This is a genomic window from Sulfitobacter sp. GN1-4 (genome assembly GCF_055693825.1).
In genome coordinates, this window is record NZ_JBVFUQ010000003.1 from 612380 (window position 1) to 630908 (window position 18529).

Below are 18529 nucleotides of genomic sequence, written 5' to 3' on the forward strand. Positions count from 1 at the left end.
CGTGCGGCATCACTTTCCACAGGCGGGATCCGGTCAGGTGATTGGGCTGTTGGGCGGGTCGTTTGACCCCGCGCACCAGGGCCATGCGCATATCACCCGCGAGGCGCTTAAACGTTTCGGGCTGGACCGGGTGTGGTGGTTGGTCTCGCCTGGCAATCCGCTCAAGACACGGGGGCCCGCGCTCTTGGGCGACCGGATGGCGCGGGCGCGCGCGGTGATGCAGCACCCGCGTGTGGAGATCACGGATATTGAGCAGCATTTGGGCACGCGTTACACCGCGCAGACATTGCGCAGGCTGATGCAGCTTTATCCGCAGGTGCGCTTTGTCTGGCTGATGGGGGCCGACAACATGGCGCAGCTGCATCTTTGGCAGGATTGGCGCTGGATCATGGAAAACGTGCCGATTGGTGTCTTGGCCCGGCCGGGACAGCGTATTTCTGCGCGGATGAGCCGGGCCGCCGGGCTTTATGCCAACTACCGCATTCCGGGGCGTTTTGGTCATGAACTGGCGCGCGCAGCGGCACCGGCCTGGTGTTTTACCAACGTGCCGATGAACGATGCATCCTCAACCGCGATCCGCGCACGCGGGGATTGGTTAGCGGAGCCGGGCTGAGGTCAGGCCCGCCCCGATGATGATGGCCAGCCCGGCCCAAGTCCAGGCGTCCGGCAAATCGCTGAAGATCGCCCAGCCCAGGATGACCGCAGCGATCAGCTGAAAATAGACCAACGGCGCAAGCACCGTGGCGTTGGCAATGCGGTAGGCGTAGAGCAGCAGCAGATTGCCTGCCATGGAGAAAAACGCCGATACGATGGTCAGCGCTGTGACGGCTGGCGTGAACTCTGGCAGGTGGGTGATGCCAAGCGGGAGCACCAGCAGCGTTGCGATGGCAAGCTGGCTAAAGGTCAGCGCAAGCGGTGTGCCGACCCCAGACAACCAGCGCGACATGGTCAAGAAGGTGCCATAGCAAAGCCCCGCAGCCACGGCCCACAACAGCCCCACCTCCATATCGGCGCCGGGCCGGACCACGATCAGCACGCCCGCAAAGCCCAACACCATCAGCAGGCTGCGCAAAGGCGTGATCGGTTCGCGCAAGAAAATCACAGCCAGCAGATAAGAGAACATCGGCGCGATGAAGAAGGCGGCAAAGACATTGGCAATGGGTGCGGCCTGCAAGGCCATCTGGATACAGCTGATCCCCATTGCCAAAACCGCCCCCCGCAGCCAGATGCGAGGATCCCGGAACACGGCCAGATTGGCCGGCCGCATAAAGGCCAAAAGCATGAGCGCGCCCAGGGCAAAACGTGACCAGCTTGCAAAAAACGGTGACACCCCCAACTGCGATGTCATGAGCTTGGCCGCGCTGTCGCCCGCGGGGATGCAGGACATGGCGATAAACATGATCAAAACAGCGCGTTGCATGCGCCCGCTTAACACGGGCTTTTGGAAGTGAAAATGTGATTGAGTTTCGCTTGTGCCTTTGGCGTTGTTTCGGTTTAACTCAGCCCATGACACGGGGCATTTCACGGCGGGGATTTCTGGGCAGCGCAGCGGCTTTTGCGCTGAGCGGGACAGCGACCTTTGCCGCCCCTCCAGCCGCATCATTGCGGCCTGTGATGCGGGGAGCGGAGCTTTTTAAGCAAGCCGTGCCCGACGCCAAGGCCATCATCAAGGCTGAGCAGCTTTCAGGGCAGGTGGCCTTTGCCGTGGCCGATGCCAAAACAGGTGCCTGGCTGGAACAGGAAAACGGCGGGCTGGCCACACCGCCTGCCAGTGTCACCAAAGCGGTGACCGCGCTTTATGCGCTGTCGGCCTTGGGGCCCGATCATCGGTTTGAGACGCAGCTTGCGGTGACGGGTGGCATTCAAAACGGTCAGGTCCAGGGGGATCTGTTGCTGATCGGCGGTGGCGATCCGACGCTCGACACGGATCACATGGCCGCATTGGCGGCGCGGCTGAAAGCTGCGGGTGTGGTTGGGGTGAAAGGCGCCTTTAAGGTCTATGAAGGCGGGTCGGCGATCCGCCAAATTGATCCAGCTCAGCCGGATCACGTCGGCTACAACCCCGCGATTTCGTCCTTGGCGCTGAATTACAACCGGGTGCACTTTGAATGGAAACGCGCCAGCGGCGCGTACCGGATCACGATGGACGCGCGCTCCAAGAAATATCGCCCCGATGTCAGCATGGCGCGGATGCGTGTGGCAGAGCGGTCAACCCCCGTCTACACCTATGCCGATAAGAACGGCCGCGATGAATGGACGGTGGCGCGTGGCGCGTTGGGCGGTGGCGGTGCACGCTGGTTGCCAGTGCGCAAGCCGGGGCTTTATGCCGGTGAGGTGTTTGCCACGATGGCAGGGGCGCAGGGCATCCGGTTGCGCGCGCCCAAGGTCATCACCCGGTTGCCCAGCCATCAGGTTGTTGTGCGCCACCAAAGCGACGCCTTGCGCAATATCCTGCAGGCGATGCTGAAATTCTCAACCAATGTAACGGCCGAAATGGTGGGGCTGGCGGCGACCCGCGCGCGCGGCGTGAACGCAAGCACCCTGCGCAGCTCAGCGCGCGAGATGAACCGCTGGGCCAAGGGCGCGCTGAACATGAAAAACCCCAAGCTGGTGGATCATTCAGGCCTTGGGGACGACAGCAGGCTGACCGCACAGGACATGACCCGCGCGCTTCTGGCCGTGCGGGGCACCGGGTTTCGAAGCATTCTCAAACCCTTTGGCTTTCGTGATGCCAAGGGCCGCCCCGTCAAGCAGCAATCGGTGTCGGTGGACGCCAAGACCGGTACGCTGAATTTTGTCTCGACCCTGGCGGGCTATATCACGGGTGCGGATGGCAAAGAGATGGCCTTTACCATTTTCACCGCAGACCCGAAGGTGCGTGCACGGATCTCACGTGAAGAGCGCGAAAGACCTGCGGGTGCGCGCACTTGGAACCGGCGGTCCAAGCGGGTTCAGCAGCGACTGATCCAACGGTGGGATACGCTTTACGGGCGGGCGGACGCCTAAGGTGGGCCGGTGTCCCCGCGGGGACAGGCCGTGAAAACCCAACCTGATCAAAGGGTTCTGCGAGTTTTAACAGTTAAGTAGGGTTTTTGGGCACCGCGCGATGGACAGGCTGAGGCCCTTGGTAATTTGGGTGGCTGGCAGGCGAGGCCTGGGTCAAGTCGTGCCATTGGATTTGAGTTATAGGGGAAAGATGAAGCGCAGGGGCGCGGTCCCCGGAGGGTTTGTTTTGCGTGGCGGGCGTTAGCTGAGGTGGCGCGCGCGGGCGCCGCGCTCAATCGCGGCGGCGTGCAGGCGGTCGAGGTTCAGCTCATAACGGATTTCTTCCAAAAGACGCAGTTCAGCCTCGTCAAGCGTGCCATCAGCGGCGGCCACATCGCAGGCCAGCGCGTAAGCGGTTTCATAAAGCCGGTCTGGGAGCGCGTCGCGGATCAGGCCAAAGAGCGCATCAAGCCCGTCTTCTTGTTCGAAAAGGTCAAAGACTGTTTTGCTGATCACGCTTAGGCGGTCGTTGTCGTAGCTGGCGAAGATCGGCAGCATGTTGACCGCCGATTGGATCTTGATCAACTCAGCCGTTCGAATGTCTTCATCTGATGCGGAAACGGCGACCATGAGGGCCACAAGGCAATCCTGTGCGCTCAGGGATTGGGAAAGGTCATCGTTCATCGATCAGATCCTGGAAAAACTCTGTGTCAGTGCAGAATATTGACGCACCAATGGGGACGCAATAGGTAGCAGCCCAGCCGGGGCACATGGGGTGCTTGATCGGCAGAAAATGGATGATCCACATGTCTGATATTCGTGACGCTGCGTTGACAAGCAAGGCTTGGCCTTTTGAAGAGGCGCGCGCGGTGCTCAAACGCTATCAGAAAGCGCCGCCTGAAAAGGGCTATGTCCTGTTTGAAACGGGTTATGGCCCTTCCGGTTTGCCGCATATCGGGACCTTTGGGGAGGTGCTGCGCACCACGATGATCAAGCGCGCCTTTGAAGAGATTTCGGACATCCCCACCAAGTTGGTGTGTTTTTCAGATGATCTGGACGGCATGCGTAAAGTGCCGGGCAATGTGCCCCAACAAGAGATGTTGGCCGAGCATATGCACAAACCCCTGACTTCTGTGCCGGATCCCTTTGGCGAGTATGAGAGCTTTGGTCATCATAACAACGCCATGCTGCGCCGGTTTCTGGACACCTTTGGGTTTGAGTATGAGTTCTATTCTGCGCGTGAATTCTATCGGTCCGGTCAGTTTGATGAGATCCTAAAGCGCGCGGCTGAGCGGTATGATGATGTGATGAAGGTGATGCTGAAATCGCTGCGCGAAGAGCGTGCGGCCACCTATTCGATTTTCCTGCCCATTCATCCTGAGACGGGCCGGGTGCTGTATGTGCCCATGAAACATGTGGATGGGGTGAACCATACGGTCACCTTTGATGATGAGGATGGCAAAGAGTGGACGTTGCCGGTGACCGGCGGGAACGTAAAGCTGCAGTGGAAGCCGGACTTTGGCGCGCGCTGGGCCGCTTTGGACGTCGATTTTGAGATGTACGGCAAGGAACATGCCACCAACACGGCGATCTACGACCGCATTTGCGAGATATTGGGCGGCAAGAAGCCGAACCACTTTAGCTATGAGCTGTTTTTGGATGAGAATGGGCAGAAGATTTCCAAGTCTTCGGGCAACGGCATCTCTATTGATGAATGGCTAAGCTATGCCAGCACCGAAAGCTTGGCGTATTTCATGTATCAAAAGCCCAAGACGGCGAAGCGGATGCATTTTGATGTGATCCCCAAAGCGGTCGATGAATATCACCAGCAGTTGCGGGCCTATCACGATGCTGATGACCCAGCGAAGCGGGCGGCGAACCCGGTGTGGCATATTCATGGGGGTGATGTGCCACGCTCGGATATGGTGGTGCCATTCTCGATGTTGTTGAACCTTGCCTCTGTCTCAAGCGCTGAGGACAAATCACAGTTGTGGGGGTTCATTCAGCGCTATGCGCCAGAGGCCAGCGCTAAGACGCATCCGGGTATGGATGCGGCGGCGGGGCATGCGGTGCGCTATTACAATGATTTTGTGAAGCCGCAGAAAGTGTTCCGCGTGCCAAACGCCTTGGAGCGCGAAGCGCTGGAAGAGTTGCGTGAGAAACTGTCGGTCTGGGACGGCGGGCTTGACGCAGAAGAGTTGCAAAGCATGGTCTTCGCGGTGGGCAAAGAACGCTTTGATCCGCTGCGCGATTGGTTCAAGGCGCTTTATGAGGTGCTGTTGGGGGCGAGCCAGGGGCCGCGCTTTGGCGGGTTTATCGCGCTTTACGGCGTGGATGAGACGATCGCACTGATTGATGACGCCTTGGCGGGAAAGCTCTTGAACGGGTGACCGGCTTGCCCTGAAAGCGCATCGGCTTACGTCTTTGTCTGTCAGACAAAGAGAGGCGTGATGCTGAGGCTGTTTTTGGGGTTGGTACTGTCACTAGGGCTTGGGGTTGCCGCGAGCGCGCAGCAAAGCGACATCCAAGGCACGATCAACAGTCAGATTGAGGCGTTCAAGGCCGATGACTTTGAGCAGGCCTTTACCTACGCGACGCCCAGCTTGAGGCGGCTGTTTCAAAGCCCCCAGAACTTTCAGCGCATGGTGACGCAGGGCTATCCGATGGTTTGGAGGCCCGCTGAGGTGGATTATCTTGAGCTGGAGGACCGCGGTGCGGAATACTGGCAGAAGGTGCAGATCATCGACCAAGAAGGGCGCAGGCATCTGTTGTTGTACCGGATGCAGGAAACGCCCGAAGGGTGGCGCATTGGTGGGGTGCAGGTTTTGAAAGTGCCGGAGGCGACCGCGTAGAAAGCGCGCCTTTTTTGCTTTTTAAAGCTGGCTGACGCCCTCTCTTCCCGCAGGCGTAGCCCTTCTTTGAGGGGTTGCTTTTGAGTTCTAGGGGAAAGATGAAGAGACCCCGTCGCGCTTCATCTTTCCCTTAAAACTTAATCTGTCCGTGCCTCAAACGATCCCGCCAACGGTGTTCGCAACAACAAGTGCTGCAAGCGGCATGTTGCGCTGGCTGCGCACGGCTGCCTCAGGTGGCCTTAACCGTGGGTTGATACTTCCCCTGACCGACAGGCGCTGTCCCGAGCGCCGCAATGGAAAGGGACCGGCAAATGAACAAAGCGATTACAGAAGGTTTGGTGCTGACACCGCCGCCATTCACCGATGGGTTGGATGTATGGTCCAGCGGGGATGGCACGCCGGGGTCCGACACCTATGACAACGCCGCGAATGCGCTTTTGGTAGCGGCCGATCAGGATTTTGGCGGCGCGTTGGAGCTGTTTAAGACGCAGAACACGCAGCAATTGCGCTATATGGGGCAAACGCCGTTGCAGCCGGGGTGTTATTTGCGCATTTCCGCGCGGGTGAAGGCGATCAGTGGCAATCTGCCATCCGTGCGGATTGCAGGATATCCGGCACGCGGTGATGGGAGCCGGGTCACCGGGCTTCAGGAATTTGCGTTTTTCACGACGTTGGAGAATTACGGCGAGATCGTCGAGATCAGCGCGATTGTCGGGACGGGTGCACGCGGTGGGGTCAACCTGATTTGGGGCACGGAGCCGGTTTATGGCCATTTCGGTCTGGATCTGGTGGGGCCCAATGGCGGGATCATCCGGGTGGACGATCTGTCGATTGAAGATGTCACGGCGGTGTTCCTGCGGGACATGATCAGCCAGGTGGATGTCACGGATTACGGCGCGGTTGGGGATGGCAACACGGATGACACAAGTGCCTTTGAAGCGGCCAATACGGCCGCAAACGGTCGGACAGTTTTTGTTCCTGAGGGTGTCTTTCGTCTGAACACAGATATCACGATCGACACGCCAGTGAAATTTGAGGGCCGGGTCAGCATGCCCGATGACGCGGTGCTGTTGTTGCGGCGCAACTTCGATTTGCCCACCTATATTGAGGCGTTTGAGGATGAAGAGCTTGCCTTCAAAAAGGCGTTTCAGGCGCTGTTGAACAATGCCGATCATGAGGCTTTGGACATGGGGGGCGCAAGATCAATGTAACGGCGCCGATTGATTTGCAGGCAGCGGTGCCGGACCGCACCTCTTATGCCACCCGGCGGGTGGTGAAAAACGGGCAGTTGGAGGCTGCGGAATCTGCGGCCTGGGACACGGACGTGATCACCTCATCGGCGACCTACGCGACAAGCAGCAGTCGGACCTTGGCAAATGTCTCCAACGCAGGCGGCATTCCTGTGGGCGCATTGGTTGAAGGGAATGGCGTGGGCCGCGAGGTTTATGTGCAAAGCGTCGATGTGGCGCGACAAGAGATCACGCTGAGCAAACCGCTTTTCGATGCCGAAGGCACGCAGACCTTCACGTTCCGGCGGTTCAAGTATTTGTTGGATTTCAGCGGGTTCACGGCGCTGTCCAAGTTCAACTTGGCCAATGTCGAGCTGCAGTGTAATGGGCGCAGCAGTGGTATCATGCTGGCCCGTGGTGGGATCACCTTTGCCTTGCGAGACAGCTTTATCAGCCGTCCGGCGGACCGCGGCATCACCTCAATCGGCACCGGGTGTCAGGGGCTGCTGGTCGATCAGTGCCAATTCCTGTCGGCTGAGGATGATCTGGCGGTGCCTGCACGGCGAACGATCGCCTTTAACACCAACACCAATGATGCAAAAATCCGCAACAACCGGGCCACACGGTTTCGCCATTTTGGCCTGTTGGGCGGTGCGAACAATATCTTCACCGGCAACCATTTCTTCCAAGGCGATAGCGTGGTGGATGGCATCCGATCTGCGGGGATTATCCTGGCCACGAATGCGCCAGGGACGGTCATTTCGAACAACTACATCGACAACTGCTTTATCGAATGGACGAATGAGCATGATCCCTCACCCGATTTCACCAGCGGTTTTTCCTTCAGCGCCCTGAATGTGACGGACAACATGTTCCTGTCGGGGGATGTGGCCCCCTGGACCAGTTATATTGTGGTGAAACCTTACGGGACGGGGCATTTTCTGAATGGGGTGACAATCACCGGGAACCGGTTCAGGACGTTAAATGGGAATATTGACCGTGTTGACCGGGTGGACACAAGCTTTGCGCCCTTGGATATGTCGCGGTGTCGGAATGTGGTGATGACGGCGAATTCCTATCTGGGGATTGATGCTCAGGTCTCCAGCCCGGCGATTATTGATTTCACACAAGCGGATGAAGACACCGCTTGGATGATTGACGTCGGTGGGGTTCTGCCTTTTGGCGGAGAGACGCGCGGGGTGGACAGTGTGATACCCATTGGTGGCATTCGAAATGCCAATAACGTGCGCCAGTATGATATGCCTTATGTGGACATCGGGCAGGGCGCGGACCGGGATCAGGTGCAGCTGGTCTGGCCCACAGCGGTGCGGGGCCGGGTGATGGCAACCGTGCGGATGGACGCGCGATAACGGGGTGGGGGCGGTGAAGCCTGACCGGCAGTTCTGCCCTAGAACCGCCGCCAAAGGCCCAGCTTTAGCGCTGTTTTTTCGGTTTCGCCGTAAGGGATTTCTGCGCCGATCTTGATGTCAAAGGCGCGTCCCTTGGGGCGGAACAAGAGCGACGGTTCAACCGCGCCATAGGCGTCATCGTCTTGTTCTGACAGAGTGAATTGGATCAGGCCCGTCAGCATGGGGTTCAGCGCCAGGCCAAGCGTGCCGTCCAGCTTGATGATGTCCTGCCCCATGCGCGGTTCATGCACATAAGACAGGTCCATCGTCATCCAGCCGGTGGATCCGTTCTGTTCAAACCCGGTGCCCCAGGACAGCGTGGTTTTAACGACAGGCAATTGCATGTCATTGCCCCACAGGCCGCCCAGGCCAATCTCATAGGCGAATTTGTTGCGGTTCTGCGTTGATCCCAGGGCGCGGCGGAAAAAGAGCGTGCCAAGGCCGTTGCGGACATTTTGGCTGTTGGTAAAGGCGCTGATGTCGAGGCCGATGGTGGTGCTGTCTGAGAGGCCGTATTCAAGGTAGAGGGCGTTGGTAGTTTCTGAGAACTGGCTGATGCCAAACGACAGGGAGGCAAAGCCGGTGCCCTGCTCGCGGAGCCAGGCCCCAGCATGGGCGGCGGAACTGGCCCAGCAAAGTGCCAGGCAAAGCGTGATGATCCGGGGCATGTTTTATCCTGCTGCTCGATGTTTTTGCGCAAGAATCGGCGGCAAAGTGTAAACAAATGGTTAACGCGTGGCGCGTGCTGGGCAGGGGAGCCCCGCTTTGTTGTGGTGTGGCAACGGTTTGGGGGAGGGGCGTTTCTTTTAAAGGAAACGCAGCGAAGCCTTTGAAGGCTTCGCGCGCTTGGCTAGACGCTTGGCACCACGTCACAGGCCCGAAAGGCGGCGACGGGATCAGCGGCACCGTTCAGCGGCAAGGTGATGCTTTGCCCGCCAAGACTGGCAGAGACGGCTGTGTTGAATTGCATGCCGTTCAACACGTTCCCAAAGCCCACGTCAGCGACAGTGACTGTCCGCCCTTCGTTGCTTAGCCTGTGCTGATCGGTTCCGATGCTCAGCCCGAAGGGGCCGATAAAGCGCATCACGAATGAGGGGCTAGGTTGAAACGGGACATCACGGGTGATCGAGATGGTGTAAAGCGGTGCTGTGGGATCATAGGTCAGCTCCACCTGAACACTTCCTGCGTCATGGGTGAGCAGGCAGGGCGTGCCGGGGGTGAACTCCCACGCGGCGGCAGGGCTTGCCAAAAGCAGGGCGGCGACTAGCACTAGTGATGGTTTCATCTTCGAATAGACCAATTATTCGTCCTTTTTTACCACCAGACTGTGTTTTGCCCCTTTAGACATAGCACTTGCATCCTGCGCGTCGACTAAGTGCTGCTAGCTGCTGTAAAACTTTTCAAGCGTCCATTGTGCTGAAAACAAGTCGATTGCTCGCTTATAGGGCACCCTAGTTCATGATGTTCTTTAAGATTGTTTACAGGGCGCAGCGCACACCCTATAGATGATTTCCCGGAAGCGCTGATCTGGAAAAAAGACGGCACCTCCATTTCAGAGGCCAAGAACTTGGGAAGACTAGTATGGATGACCCACTACTGTTAGCCGTTATTTCGGGTCTCGCAGCGTCTATTTTAGCGGTGGCTTATCAGATTTGGCGGGATCGAGCAGAACGTAGAGCCCAAATGGCGGAAAGAAGGAAAAACGATAGGCTTGCAATTATTGGTGATTTGGTGGCCCATCGCTATGTGCTTACTGGCAGAGCAAATGCGCGCGGGATAGCTGCCTTCAACGCGGCGCTCAATCGAATACCGATAGATTTTCTCGATAGTACATCAGTGTTGGACCATTATCGGGCAATTGGAGCAAACTTCACAGCTGAGAAGTTTCATGCCATGATTATCGCGATGATCAACGAAACTGTTGATAATGCCCAACACATTGATTTGCATTTGTTAGAACAAACGCCCTCCGCAAAAGACAACCCCCAGAACTCGCGATAAGTCTGTTCGCGGGGCCTGACGCAAAAGAACAAGAAATCTCGACTTCGCCTCGTTAGCGAGAAGGTTAACGCCCCTTCTTCCTGCGCTTGACCCCACCGCGCATCCCGCCGCGGCCCATTGTTGACCGACCTGACTTTGCCTGGCTGTCCTCAACCGCTTTTTCCACCGCATACTGACGGGCCATCGGGTCATCCGCGATGGCAAGGTCGACGGCCTCCAGACGTTTGACTTCATCGCGCAGGCGCGCGGCCTCTTCGAATTCCAGGTTTTCAGCGGCCTTGCGCATGTCGTCGCGTAGGCCATCCAGAACCGCCTGCATGTTGGATCCGGCCATCTTTTTGTCGATCTGGGTGGTCACCCGCGCCTGATCCGTGTCGCCCTTATAAAGACCCGCCAGAATGTCTTCGACGTTCTTTTTGACCGTAGCCGGTGTGATCCCGTGCTCTTCATTATAGGCGATCTGTTTGGTGCGGCGGCGGTTGGTTTCGGCCAACGCCCGCTCCATCGAGCCGGTGATGGAATCGGCATACATGATCACGCGGCCTTCGGCGTTGCGCGCCGCGCGGCCAATGGTCTGAATGAGCGAGGTTTCTGAGCGCAAAAAGCCCTCTTTGTCCGCGTCCAAAATCGCCACCAACCCGCATTCAGGGATATCGAGGCCTTCACGCAAGAGGTTGATGCCAATGAGCACGTCAAAGGCCCCCAGACGCAGGTCGCGCAGGATTTCGATGCGTTCGATGGTATCAATATCGCTGTGCATGTATCGCACGCGGATGCCCTGTTCGTGCATATATTCCGTGAGGTCTTCGGCCATGCGCTTGGTCAGCGTGGTGCAGAGCGTGCGGTAGCCGTCAGCGGCCACTTTGCGCACCTCATCCAGAAGGTCATCGACCTGCATCTCAACCGGGCGGATCTCAACCTCTGGGTCAAGCAGGCCGGTGGGGCGAATGACCTGTTCTGTAAAGACACCACCGGTTTGATCAATCTCCCAGGACGCAGGCGTGGCCGAGACAAAGACAGACTGCGGGCGCATCGCGTCCCATTCCTCAAACTTCAGGGGGCGGTTGTCCATGCAAGAGGGCAGGCGGAAGCCGTGTTCGGCCAGCGTGAATTTGCGCCGGTAGTCGCCTTTGTACATGCCGCCAATTTGTGGGACGGAGACGTGGCTTTCATCGGCAAAGACGATGGCATGATCCGGAATGAACTCAAACAGGGTGGGCGGCGGCTCCCCGGGGCGCGGCCGGTGAGGTAGCGTGAATAGTTCTCAATCCCGTTGCAGACGCCGGTGGCCTCAAGCATTTCCAGATCAAAGTTGGTGCGTTGCTCCAGCCGCTGCGCTTCTAGCAGTTTGCCTTCGCTGACCAATTGATCCAGCCGGATCTTCAGTTCTTTTTTGATACCGATGATCGCCTGCTGCATCGTCGGTTTGGGCGTCACGTAGTGAGAGTTGGCATAGACGCGGATCTGGTCAAACGTATCGGTCTTTTCACCGGTAAGCGGATCAAACTCGGTGATGCTCTCCAGCTCCTCGCCAAAGAAGCTTAGCCGCCAGGCGCGGTCTTCGAGGTGGGCGGGGAAAATCTCAAGCGAGTCGCCGCGCACCCGGAACGCGCCGCGTTGGAAGGCCTGGTCATTGCGGCGGTATTGCTGGGCGACCAGATCGGCGATCACCTTGCGTTGATCATAGATGCCGCCTGCCTTGAGGTCTTGGGTCATCGCGCCGTAGGTCTCAACCGAGCCGATGCCGTAGATGCAAGACACGGACGCCACGATGATCACATCGTCCCGTTCCAACAATGCCCGCGTGGCAGAGTGGCGCATGCGGTCGATCTGTTCGTTGATTTGGCTTTCTTTCTCAATATAGGTGTCGGACCGCGCCACATAGGCTTCGGGCTGGTAATAGTCATAGTAGCTGACGAAATACTCGACGGCATTTTCAGGAAAGAAGCCTTTGAATTCGCCATAAAGCTGGGCGGCCAGGGTCTTGTTCGGGGCCAGGATGATGGCGGGGCGTTGGGTTTGTTCAATCACCTTGGCCATGGTGAACGTTTTGCCCGTGCCCGTGGCCCCCAACAGCACCTGATCGCGGTCCCCGTCCAAAACACCGGCGCTAAGTTCTTTGATCGCGGTGGGCTGGTCGCCTGCGGGCTCAAACTCTGTCTGGAGTTTGAACACCTTGCCGCCTTCCAGTTTCTCCCGGCTGCGCACGTCGGGCGCGGGGTTGGACAGGATCGGCTCAAGCTCAGCAGTGTCTGTGTGGGCGTGGGGCATGGGGGACCTCTTGGATAGGCGTTAAAGGTGTCATGTTTGGCGGTGACTTCAAGAGGGGATGCTGACAGTCTTTGGCAGCAAGCGGATGCATTTGCATCATCGGCCCCACGCAAAGGGGTCTGGGCCCAATTCCCATATTGCGTGGCGCTGGCCCGCACTGCATATAGAAGACAGCCACAGGAGACAGCCATGCGTGCACGCATCTTTCAACCGGCCCGGACAGCGATGTCATCGGGCACTGCCAAGACCAACGATTGGGTGCTGGAATATGCGCCGGCCTCAGCGCGGGAAGTAGACCCTTTGATGGGGTGGACGTCGTCGGCAGATACGCAGGCGCAGGTGCGGTTGAAGTTCGACACAAAAGAGGCCGCACTGGAATACGCCCAAGAGAATGGCATCGACGCACAGGTGCATGCGCCAAACAAGCGCAAGCCCAACATCCGCCCGGGCGGATACGGTGAGAATTTCGCAACCGGCCGGCGCGGGGCATGGACGCACTAGCGGTCGCCTTCGAAGACCCGGCAACGCCGGATGTGCGCGCGCTTTTGGTGCGCCATTTTGAGATGATGCGCGCGGGATCGCCTGAGGAATCCTGTCACGTAACGCCACCTGACAACTTTGGTGCGCAGGGCGAGACGCTGTTGGGCGTGCGGCGCGGTGATCAGCTGTTGGGGATCGGTGCGATCAAACAGATCGCCGCCGGCGAAGGGGAGCTGAAGTCCATGCACACCGCAGCTGAGGCGCGCGGCCAAGGCGTGGCACGGAAAATCCTGGAGGCCCTGCTGGCCGAGGCTAAACGGCAGGGCCTGCACCGGCTGAGCCTTGAGACCGGCACCGCCGAGATGTTCACCCCCGCGCGCCAGCTTTATCACAGCGCAGGCTTCACAGATTGCCCGCCGTTTGGGGACTATAAGGTCGACCCGCTAAGCGTTTTCATGACCCGCACCGTTTGATCCACCCGGCGCTGATCGAGGCTTGCCAAGCGGCATGGGATCAGGGACAACCAGCGCAGCGGTCCCTTAGCTCAACTGGATAGAGCAGCTGACTTCTAATCAGCAGGTTGAGGGTTCGAGTCCTTCAGGGATCGCCATCCAACTTCGTTCGGTTTGCGCCTCAACGGGTGGGGTGAAGCGGCGGTGCAAGCCGTCCCGTCGTCTTTTTCAGGATCGTCAGAAGGTGTTCAAACGCCTTCGTGGCAGTTGTCGGCCACTCCAAACTCACTGAAATACTACCTAAAAACTATGCTCTACCCTTGAGGAATCTCGGATACCCTATAAATATACTCAGGAAAGAGGGGGCAAATGTACCCGTCTCGACCCAAGTGAAAGTCTAAAGCCATGCAGCCGCTGAGAATTGAGAACCAGTTCTGCATCGCCCCTCCGGCGAAGGCGTCGGATGAGGCCATGGCCTTCCTCAACCACCTGCGGTTTGTTGCGATGCAGTGCCGGGTCAAACCCCGCGCAGATCTGTTTGAGGCTTGCGCCCTTTTGACGGCCGACAAAGGGGCCGCACGCATGGCATATGCAGAAGCGTTGATGCGGTGCCTGCAAGAGGCTTTGGGCAAACCTGCCCGGCTCTTGGCCCCAGGTGTCGAAGAACTGACGTTTGATGAACGCTGGCTCAGCCAGCTAGGCCAGGCCTGCGCCAGATCCGATGAAGACAGCGTGACATTCCTGCTTGGATCGCGTGTGGCCTTTGAAAACAGGCGATTGATCCGCTTTCTTATCGGTCAGATTGCCCAAGATTTTGCCCTGAATTAGAATTGTTCTAAAAATTTCTTGCCTCTCGCGCTGGTGTGCCTATCTATAGAGCAACGCCAGCCAGCACGGTGCAAGCCAGCGACTAAAACCTAGCAATTAAGGGAGCTGCACATGACCCAAACAGCAGTCGCGTTATCCACAGACGCACGGTCCGCCATCGCGGACGCACTTAACCAATCCGTCGCAGAAACCGCTGTGACGACAATGTTGGCACAGAATTTCCACTGGAATGTGACCGGGATGGCCTTTGGCCCCCTGCATGATCTGTTCCAGAAGATTTATGAGGACCACTTTGTCGCGCAGGACGATTTGGCGGAACGCATCAAAGCGCTGGACGGTCATGCCGAAGGCACGTTGGCGGGGATGATCAAGCGCTCCAAGATCGCTGAGCATGACGGCCATGCCACGGACCAGGTGATGATCAAGACGATGCAGGAGGCGCAAGAGACCCTCGCGGCGACCTTGGCGGCCACCGGTGCCTTGGCGGCGGATCATGGCGATACGCTGACCGAAGACCTCTGCATCGCACGCGGTCAGGAACATGAGAAGTTTGCCTGGTTCCTGCGCGCGCATCTGTCGTAGCGCCTCAGGTCTGCGGACTTAGGGAGCCACCACGCCACCCAGCATCCGACATAGGACGCCAGGAAGTGCGGCAGCAACTGAAATGAAGGTCAAGCCACGTCCCGCACCGCGGAGATTGGCTTGACTTTTTTCTTGAGGCATTTGCGCAAGTACTGCGGTGCCCAATGCCGGTACTTGCCAAGGCGAGACTGCTGGCCCACCAGCATCTCAACAAAAGCGTCGCGGTGTTTGTCCTTCTTCAATTGCTTGAACAGCGACTTTTGCGCCTTGGTCATCGAACAGCCGATGCAATGTCCTTCGCGCTTGAACTTGCAAACGTCGATGCAGGGGCTAGGGGTTTTGGCCATGGTATACCTTGCGGGATGTGCGGGGCCTTGCGGCCTGCGGGTGCTGGGTGGGGTGGTCTTATGCGGCAGTGGCGTTTGGTGTTGCGGGGCGTCTATTTCGTCAGGATAAGTTTTCCCGCACGTGTGATGCGCAGGAAATAGGTTTGGTCGTCCAGCAAGATGCGAGCCTGTACGCCGTCCTTAACAAGATCGCGGGCGTCGTAGGTATCGACCTCTTGCGTGACCTGAGCGCGAGTGGATTTTGGCACGTTGGTCATAAAGCTCATGTCACGCGCTCCAGCCGATCCAAAAACAGTTCCAGCTCTTGCTCTGCTGAGAACAACCCAGACAGGGCGCCGAACAGCAGCTCTTTTCGACAGGGGCGCTTTTCACAGCGGATGAGGGGTTCGTTCTGCGGGGCGGTGCGATGTGCCATGCGCTTTTCCTTCCTAAGCAAAGGTCCGGGCTGCCCACGCGGGTTGGCTGAGACTCGACTTCTTATTGTTGATTGAATTTGTCGGATTAGTCAATCCTGACAAATTAAATAGGAAATTAAATGTGCATCCGGACGCGGTTTTTTGCCGGTTGAGGCAAAGCAAAAAAAGGCGCGCCATTTCTGGCGCGCCTTCGGTTTGGGAGGGAGGGTAGGATTACTTCCAGCCAGCGTCATTCAGAACCTTCTGAGCCGCACCGATGTTGGCCGCGATGTCAGACAGCTCCAGCGCGTCGGGGCGGAAGATGCCCAGCTCAGCCACGGAAGGGGCCAGGCCGATGCCAGGAACGGCGGGGTATTCATCGTTGCCGGCTGAGAAATATTCCTGCGCCTGCTCAGAGGCGAGGTATTCCAGGAACTTCACTGCGTTGTCTTTGTTGGGCGCGTTCACTGCCACACCGCCGCCAGAGATGTTCATATGCGCGCCGATGTCGTTCTGGTTGGGGAAGACCCAGCCGATTTGACCGATGTCTGCGGACAGGCCAGAGACGTCTTTGCGCAGGGCGCGGGCAAAGTAATAGGTGTTGGACATCGCGATGTCGCACTCCCCCGACACAATGCCGCGCAGCTGGTCGGTGTCGCCGCCCTGTGGGTCACGTGCGAAGTTGCTGACCACAGCTTTGGCCCAATCGCCAATCGCGTCCTCACCCAGATGCGCAATCAGCGCTGCGGTGATGTTCTGGGTGTAGACGTTGGAGGACGAACGGATGCAGACCATGCCTTCGTACTCTGGCTTGGCGAGGTCCTGATAGGTGGCAGGTGGGTTGGCCACGTCGTTCTTGTCATAAAACAGGATGCGCGCGCGCTGAGAAAACGCAAACCACTGGTTGTCCTCGTCTTGCAGGTAGGCGGGGATCTTGGCTTCCAGCGTGGGGCTGTCGATGGATTGCAGCAGGCCCAGCTCTTTGGCCCGGGTGATGCGCACGGTGTCCACGGTCAGGAAGACATCCGCTGGAGAGTTGGCCCCTTCGGCTTCCATCCGCGTGATCAGCTCATCGGCTTTGCCTTCGATGCGGTTGATCTTGATGCCGGTGGCTTCGGTGAAGTCCGAATAGAGCCGCTCATCGGTGTCATAATGGCGCGAGGAATAGAGGTTCAGCTCGCCGTCGGCAAAGGCCGGCACGGCCAATGCGGCGGTAGCCAATGCGAGGATGGATGTCTTGACGGTCATTGGGATCTCCGTGGATGGAATTCTTTACTGTTTTGCTCAATTACAGGAATGCGAGCGATTATCAAGAAGAATCCGATAAAAATAGTCGGGAAAATTTTGAGGCGCTCAAAAGGACGGCAGCCACAGAGCGACGTGCCATTGTGCTCTATCGACGCAATGCGCGGGCGTTTCGCCATCCAACGAACTTGCGGCTGCCAATGGTAACGGAAAGGGCTACGCCGGTCCCCGCCCAGCTGTCGCGGCCTTTGCGGCCCAAATGACAGATCCGGCAAGCACACCCCAGAACGCGCCGCTGATCCCGAACAGGGTCATGCCGCTGGCGGCGATCAAAAAGGTGAGGGCGGGCGCCTCTAGCTGCGTGGGCGTGCTGAACGCCGCCGAAATGGATCCGACCAAGGCTGGCACAAGTGCTAAACCCGCCACGGCGGTGATCAATGCGATGGGGGCAAGATTGGCCAAGAAAATCACAAGGGCCGCTGCAAATGCCAGCAAGACATAGACCACCCCTGATGTGATCGCCGCCCAGAAGCGTCCTTCGGGCGCGCGCCCCGCGTCCTCTCCTGCCATCATGGCGGCGGTGATGGCCGACATGTTCACCGGCACCGCCCCAAACACCGCAATCGCAAGGCTCATCACCCCGGTCTTACGCAAAAGCGCTTGGCGCGCGACGCGGTAGCCGTTGAGCTCTAGCACAGCGAAGCCGGGGATGTTCTGCCCGGCCATGGTGACCAGATAAAGCGGCACAGCTACTGAGAAAAACGATTGCACGGTGAATATCGGCGGCACCATCGCAAAAGTGGGCAGCCAGGCTGCGTCAGCGGGTATCGCACTATCACCGCTGTCTACAGCGAAATAGAGGACGGCCAGAAACGCCACCACAGCGCAAGGCATCGCGGCCAGCCGGTTCCAACACAATCCGGCCAGCCAGGCCAGCAGGACCGGCAAAACCAGCAAAGGGATTGTGCCCATTGCCATAGCCGGGGCAAAGCACAGTTTGAGCAGGACACCAGCCAGCAACCCATTCGCGATAGGTTTGGGTATGGCCGCAACGGCGCGCCCCAAGGCGGGGATGAACCCTGTCAGCACGATAAGTACCGCGCAGTAAATCATCGCACCCACCGCCTCTGCAAAGCCGCCGGGAAGTATGGTTGTTGCTGCCAAAAAGGCGGCACCGGGTGTGGACCAGGCCACCGCCGCTGGCGTGCGGGTTACCGCGGGCAGCCAGATGCTGCATATCCCCATGCCAAGTGTCGCAAAGAAAAGCCCGGTGGCGGCCTGGGCATCGCTTGCTCCCATGGCCCGCAGTCCCGCCAGGACAATCGCGAAAGAGGCTGAATACCCCACGAAGGCCGCCAAAAGGCCCATAGATACAGCAGGAAGCGTCGGCGGATGGCGCATAAGGTCAGGGGTCCGGGCCTGTGGTGGTTCGCGCGGACAGTGCAATGAACCG

General features: G+C 58.5%; 18 protein-coding genes, 1 tRNA gene and 2 pseudogenes. 11 read left to right on the top strand and 10 right to left on the bottom strand.

What is annotated here, in order from left to right; all coding sequences use genetic code 11:
- The first annotated feature begins 1 nt into the window (after nucleotide 1).
- Nucleotides 2–613, top strand: coding sequence for a nicotinate-nucleotide adenylyltransferase (locus tag ACZ1HM_RS03580; protein WP_472744560.1), 612 nt, complete (start codon nucleotides 2–4; stop codon nucleotides 611–613).
- On the opposite strand, the gene ACZ1HM_RS03585 is transcribed toward ACZ1HM_RS03580, so the two are convergent.
- Nucleotides 596–1420, bottom strand: a complete 825-nt coding sequence (locus ACZ1HM_RS03585; protein WP_472741225.1) for a DMT family transporter — start codon at nucleotides 1418–1420, stop codon at nucleotides 596–598. The genes ACZ1HM_RS03580 and ACZ1HM_RS03585 overlap by 18 nt on opposite strands.
- An 86-nt stretch (nucleotides 1421–1506) precedes the next feature.
- Between ACZ1HM_RS03585 and dacB the strand changes: the two genes are divergently transcribed.
- The gene (dacB, locus tag ACZ1HM_RS03590; protein WP_472741226.1) at nucleotides 1507–3006 is read left to right on the top strand and encodes a D-alanyl-D-alanine carboxypeptidase/D-alanyl-D-alanine endopeptidase; all 1500 of its coding nucleotides are present in this window, start codon (nucleotides 1507–1509) and stop codon (nucleotides 3004–3006) included.
- Nucleotides 3007–3246: 240 nt separating this feature from the next.
- On the opposite strand, the gene ACZ1HM_RS03595 is transcribed toward dacB, so the two are convergent.
- A complete protein-coding gene (locus ACZ1HM_RS03595; protein ID WP_472741227.1) occupies nucleotides 3247–3669 on the bottom strand; it encodes a tellurite resistance TerB family protein in 423 nt (140 codons plus the stop codon).
- A 122-nt stretch (nucleotides 3670–3791) separates the two neighbouring features.
- Between ACZ1HM_RS03595 and ACZ1HM_RS03600 the strand changes: the two genes are divergently transcribed.
- The 3 genes and pseudogenes from ACZ1HM_RS03600 to ACZ1HM_RS03610 all read left to right on the top strand — a co-directional run bounded on the left by ACZ1HM_RS03600 (nucleotide 3792) and on the right by ACZ1HM_RS03610 (nucleotide 8436).
- A complete protein-coding gene (locus tag ACZ1HM_RS03600; protein ID WP_472741228.1) occupies nucleotides 3792–5375 on the top strand; it encodes a lysine--tRNA ligase in 1584 nt (527 codons plus the stop codon).
- A 60-nt stretch (nucleotides 5376–5435) separates the two neighbouring features.
- Nucleotides 5436–5837 (top strand): DUF4864 domain-containing protein, encoded by a 402-nt coding sequence (locus tag ACZ1HM_RS03605; protein WP_472741229.1) that lies wholly within the window; start codon nucleotides 5436–5438, stop codon nucleotides 5835–5837.
- 311 nt (nucleotides 5838–6148) lie between these two features.
- A pseudogene (locus ACZ1HM_RS03610) lies at nucleotides 6149–8436 on the top strand (glycosyl hydrolase family 28-related protein).
- Nucleotides 8437–8474: 38 nt separating this feature from the next.
- Here the strand turns inward: ACZ1HM_RS03610 and ACZ1HM_RS03615 are convergent.
- Nucleotides 8475–9143, bottom strand: a complete 669-nt coding sequence (locus tag ACZ1HM_RS03615) for a hypothetical protein (RefSeq protein WP_472741230.1) — start codon at nucleotides 9141–9143, stop codon at nucleotides 8475–8477.
- A gap of 182 nt (nucleotides 9144–9325) precedes the next feature.
- A complete protein-coding gene (locus tag ACZ1HM_RS03620; protein ID WP_472741231.1) occupies nucleotides 9326–9760 on the bottom strand; it encodes a hypothetical protein in 435 nt (144 codons plus the stop codon).
- A gap of 296 nt (nucleotides 9761–10056) precedes the next feature.
- Here ACZ1HM_RS03620 and ACZ1HM_RS03625 point away from each other — a divergent pair, with 296 nt between their 5' ends.
- Nucleotides 10057–10476, top strand: a complete 420-nt coding sequence (locus ACZ1HM_RS03625; RefSeq protein WP_472741232.1) for a hypothetical protein — start codon at nucleotides 10057–10059, stop codon at nucleotides 10474–10476.
- A 64-nt stretch (nucleotides 10477–10540) separates the two neighbouring features.
- Here the strand turns inward: ACZ1HM_RS03625 and uvrB are convergent.
- A pseudogene (gene uvrB, locus ACZ1HM_RS03630) lies at nucleotides 10541–12747 on the bottom strand (excinuclease ABC subunit UvrB).
- Nucleotides 12748–12936: 189 nt separating this feature from the next.
- On the opposite strand from uvrB, the gene ACZ1HM_RS03635 reads away from it, so the two are divergent.
- The 5 genes from ACZ1HM_RS03635 (at nucleotide 12937) to ACZ1HM_RS03655 (ending at nucleotide 15089) form a co-directional block, all read left to right on the top strand.
- Nucleotides 12937–13248: an ETC complex I subunit gene (locus ACZ1HM_RS03635; RefSeq protein WP_472741233.1), complete on the top strand. Its 312-nt coding sequence runs from the start codon at nucleotides 12937–12939 to the stop codon at nucleotides 13246–13248.
- Entirely contained in the window at nucleotides 13236–13700 is a 465-nt protein-coding gene (locus ACZ1HM_RS03640; protein WP_472741234.1) for a GNAT family N-acetyltransferase, read from the top strand. Before ACZ1HM_RS03635 ends, ACZ1HM_RS03640 begins: the two co-directional genes overlap by 13 nt.
- Nucleotides 13701–13760: 60 nt before the next feature.
- Nucleotides 13761–13837: transfer RNA gene (locus ACZ1HM_RS03645), tRNA-Arg, on the top strand.
- 247 nt (nucleotides 13838–14084) lie between these two features.
- A complete protein-coding gene (locus ACZ1HM_RS03650; RefSeq protein WP_472741235.1) occupies nucleotides 14085–14507 on the top strand; it encodes a hypothetical protein in 423 nt (140 codons plus the stop codon).
- Nucleotides 14508–14618: 111 nt separating this feature from the next.
- The gene (locus tag ACZ1HM_RS03655) at nucleotides 14619–15089 is read left to right on the top strand and encodes a Dps family protein (protein ID WP_472741236.1); all 471 of its coding nucleotides are present in this window, start codon (nucleotides 14619–14621) and stop codon (nucleotides 15087–15089) included.
- Between the two features lie 89 nt (nucleotides 15090–15178).
- Here the strand turns inward: ACZ1HM_RS03655 and ACZ1HM_RS03660 are convergent, their stop codons facing one another.
- The 5 genes from ACZ1HM_RS03660 to ACZ1HM_RS03680 form a co-directional block, all read right to left on the bottom strand.
- A complete protein-coding gene (locus tag ACZ1HM_RS03660) occupies nucleotides 15179–15436 on the bottom strand; it encodes a DUF1289 domain-containing protein (protein ID WP_472741237.1) in 258 nt (85 codons plus the stop codon).
- A gap of 92 nt (nucleotides 15437–15528) precedes the next feature.
- Nucleotides 15529–15702, bottom strand: coding sequence for a hemin uptake protein HemP (hemP, locus tag ACZ1HM_RS03665; RefSeq protein ID WP_472741238.1), 174 nt, complete (start codon nucleotides 15700–15702; stop codon nucleotides 15529–15531).
- A complete protein-coding gene (locus ACZ1HM_RS03670) occupies nucleotides 15699–15851 on the bottom strand; it encodes a hypothetical protein (RefSeq protein ID WP_472741239.1) in 153 nt (50 codons plus the stop codon). The genes hemP and ACZ1HM_RS03670 overlap by 4 nt, the downstream gene beginning before the upstream one ends.
- Before the next feature lie 214 nt (nucleotides 15852–16065).
- Nucleotides 16066–17079, bottom strand: a complete 1014-nt coding sequence (locus ACZ1HM_RS03675; protein ID WP_472741240.1) for an extracellular solute-binding protein — start codon at nucleotides 17077–17079, stop codon at nucleotides 16066–16068.
- A gap of 213 nt (nucleotides 17080–17292) precedes the next feature.
- The gene (locus ACZ1HM_RS03680; protein WP_472741241.1) at nucleotides 17293–18477 is read right to left on the bottom strand and encodes a benzoate/H(+) symporter BenE family transporter; all 1185 of its coding nucleotides are present in this window, start codon (nucleotides 18475–18477) and stop codon (nucleotides 17293–17295) included.
- Nucleotides 18478–18529 lie beyond the last annotated feature (52 nt).

Coding starts and splice junctions, on each gene's coding strand:
- ACZ1HM_RS03585 (WP_472741225.1), bottom strand. CDS start 1,420: ATGCAACGCGCTGTTTTGATCATGTTTATCGCCATGTCCTGCATCCCC.
- dacB (WP_472741226.1), top strand. CDS start 1,507: ATGACACGGGGCATTTCACGGCGGGGATTTCTGGGCAGCGCAGCGGCT.
- ACZ1HM_RS03595 (WP_472741227.1), bottom strand. CDS start 3,669: ATGAACGATGACCTTTCCCAATCCCTGAGCGCACAGGATTGCCTTGTG.
- ACZ1HM_RS03600 (WP_472741228.1), top strand. CDS start 3,792: ATGTCTGATATTCGTGACGCTGCGTTGACAAGCAAGGCTTGGCCTTTT.
- ACZ1HM_RS03605 (WP_472741229.1), top strand. CDS start 5,436: ATGCTGAGGCTGTTTTTGGGGTTGGTACTGTCACTAGGGCTTGGGGTT.
- ACZ1HM_RS03615 (WP_472741230.1), bottom strand. CDS start 9,143: ATGCCCCGGATCATCACGCTTTGCCTGGCACTTTGCTGGGCCAGTTCC.
- ACZ1HM_RS03620 (WP_472741231.1), bottom strand. CDS start 9,760: ATGAAACCATCACTAGTGCTAGTCGCCGCCCTGCTTTTGGCAAGCCCT.
- ACZ1HM_RS03625 (WP_472741232.1), top strand. CDS start 10,057: ATGGATGACCCACTACTGTTAGCCGTTATTTCGGGTCTCGCAGCGTCT.
- ACZ1HM_RS03635 (WP_472741233.1), top strand. CDS start 12,937: ATGCGTGCACGCATCTTTCAACCGGCCCGGACAGCGATGTCATCGGGC.
- ACZ1HM_RS03640 (WP_472741234.1), top strand. CDS start 13,236: ATGGACGCACTAGCGGTCGCCTTCGAAGACCCGGCAACGCCGGATGTG.
- ACZ1HM_RS03650 (WP_472741235.1), top strand. CDS start 14,085: ATGCAGCCGCTGAGAATTGAGAACCAGTTCTGCATCGCCCCTCCGGCG.
- ACZ1HM_RS03655 (WP_472741236.1), top strand. CDS start 14,619: ATGACCCAAACAGCAGTCGCGTTATCCACAGACGCACGGTCCGCCATC.
- ACZ1HM_RS03660 (WP_472741237.1), bottom strand. CDS start 15,436: ATGGCCAAAACCCCTAGCCCCTGCATCGACGTTTGCAAGTTCAAGCGC.
- hemP (WP_472741238.1), bottom strand. CDS start 15,702: ATGAGCTTTATGACCAACGTGCCAAAATCCACTCGCGCTCAGGTCACG.
- ACZ1HM_RS03670 (WP_472741239.1), bottom strand. CDS start 15,851: ATGGCACATCGCACCGCCCCGCAGAACGAACCCCTCATCCGCTGTGAA.
- ACZ1HM_RS03675 (WP_472741240.1), bottom strand. CDS start 17,079: ATGACCGTCAAGACATCCATCCTCGCATTGGCTACCGCCGCATTGGCC.
- ACZ1HM_RS03680 (WP_472741241.1), bottom strand. CDS start 18,477: ATGCGCCATCCGCCGACGCTTCCTGCTGTATCTATGGGCCTTTTGGCG.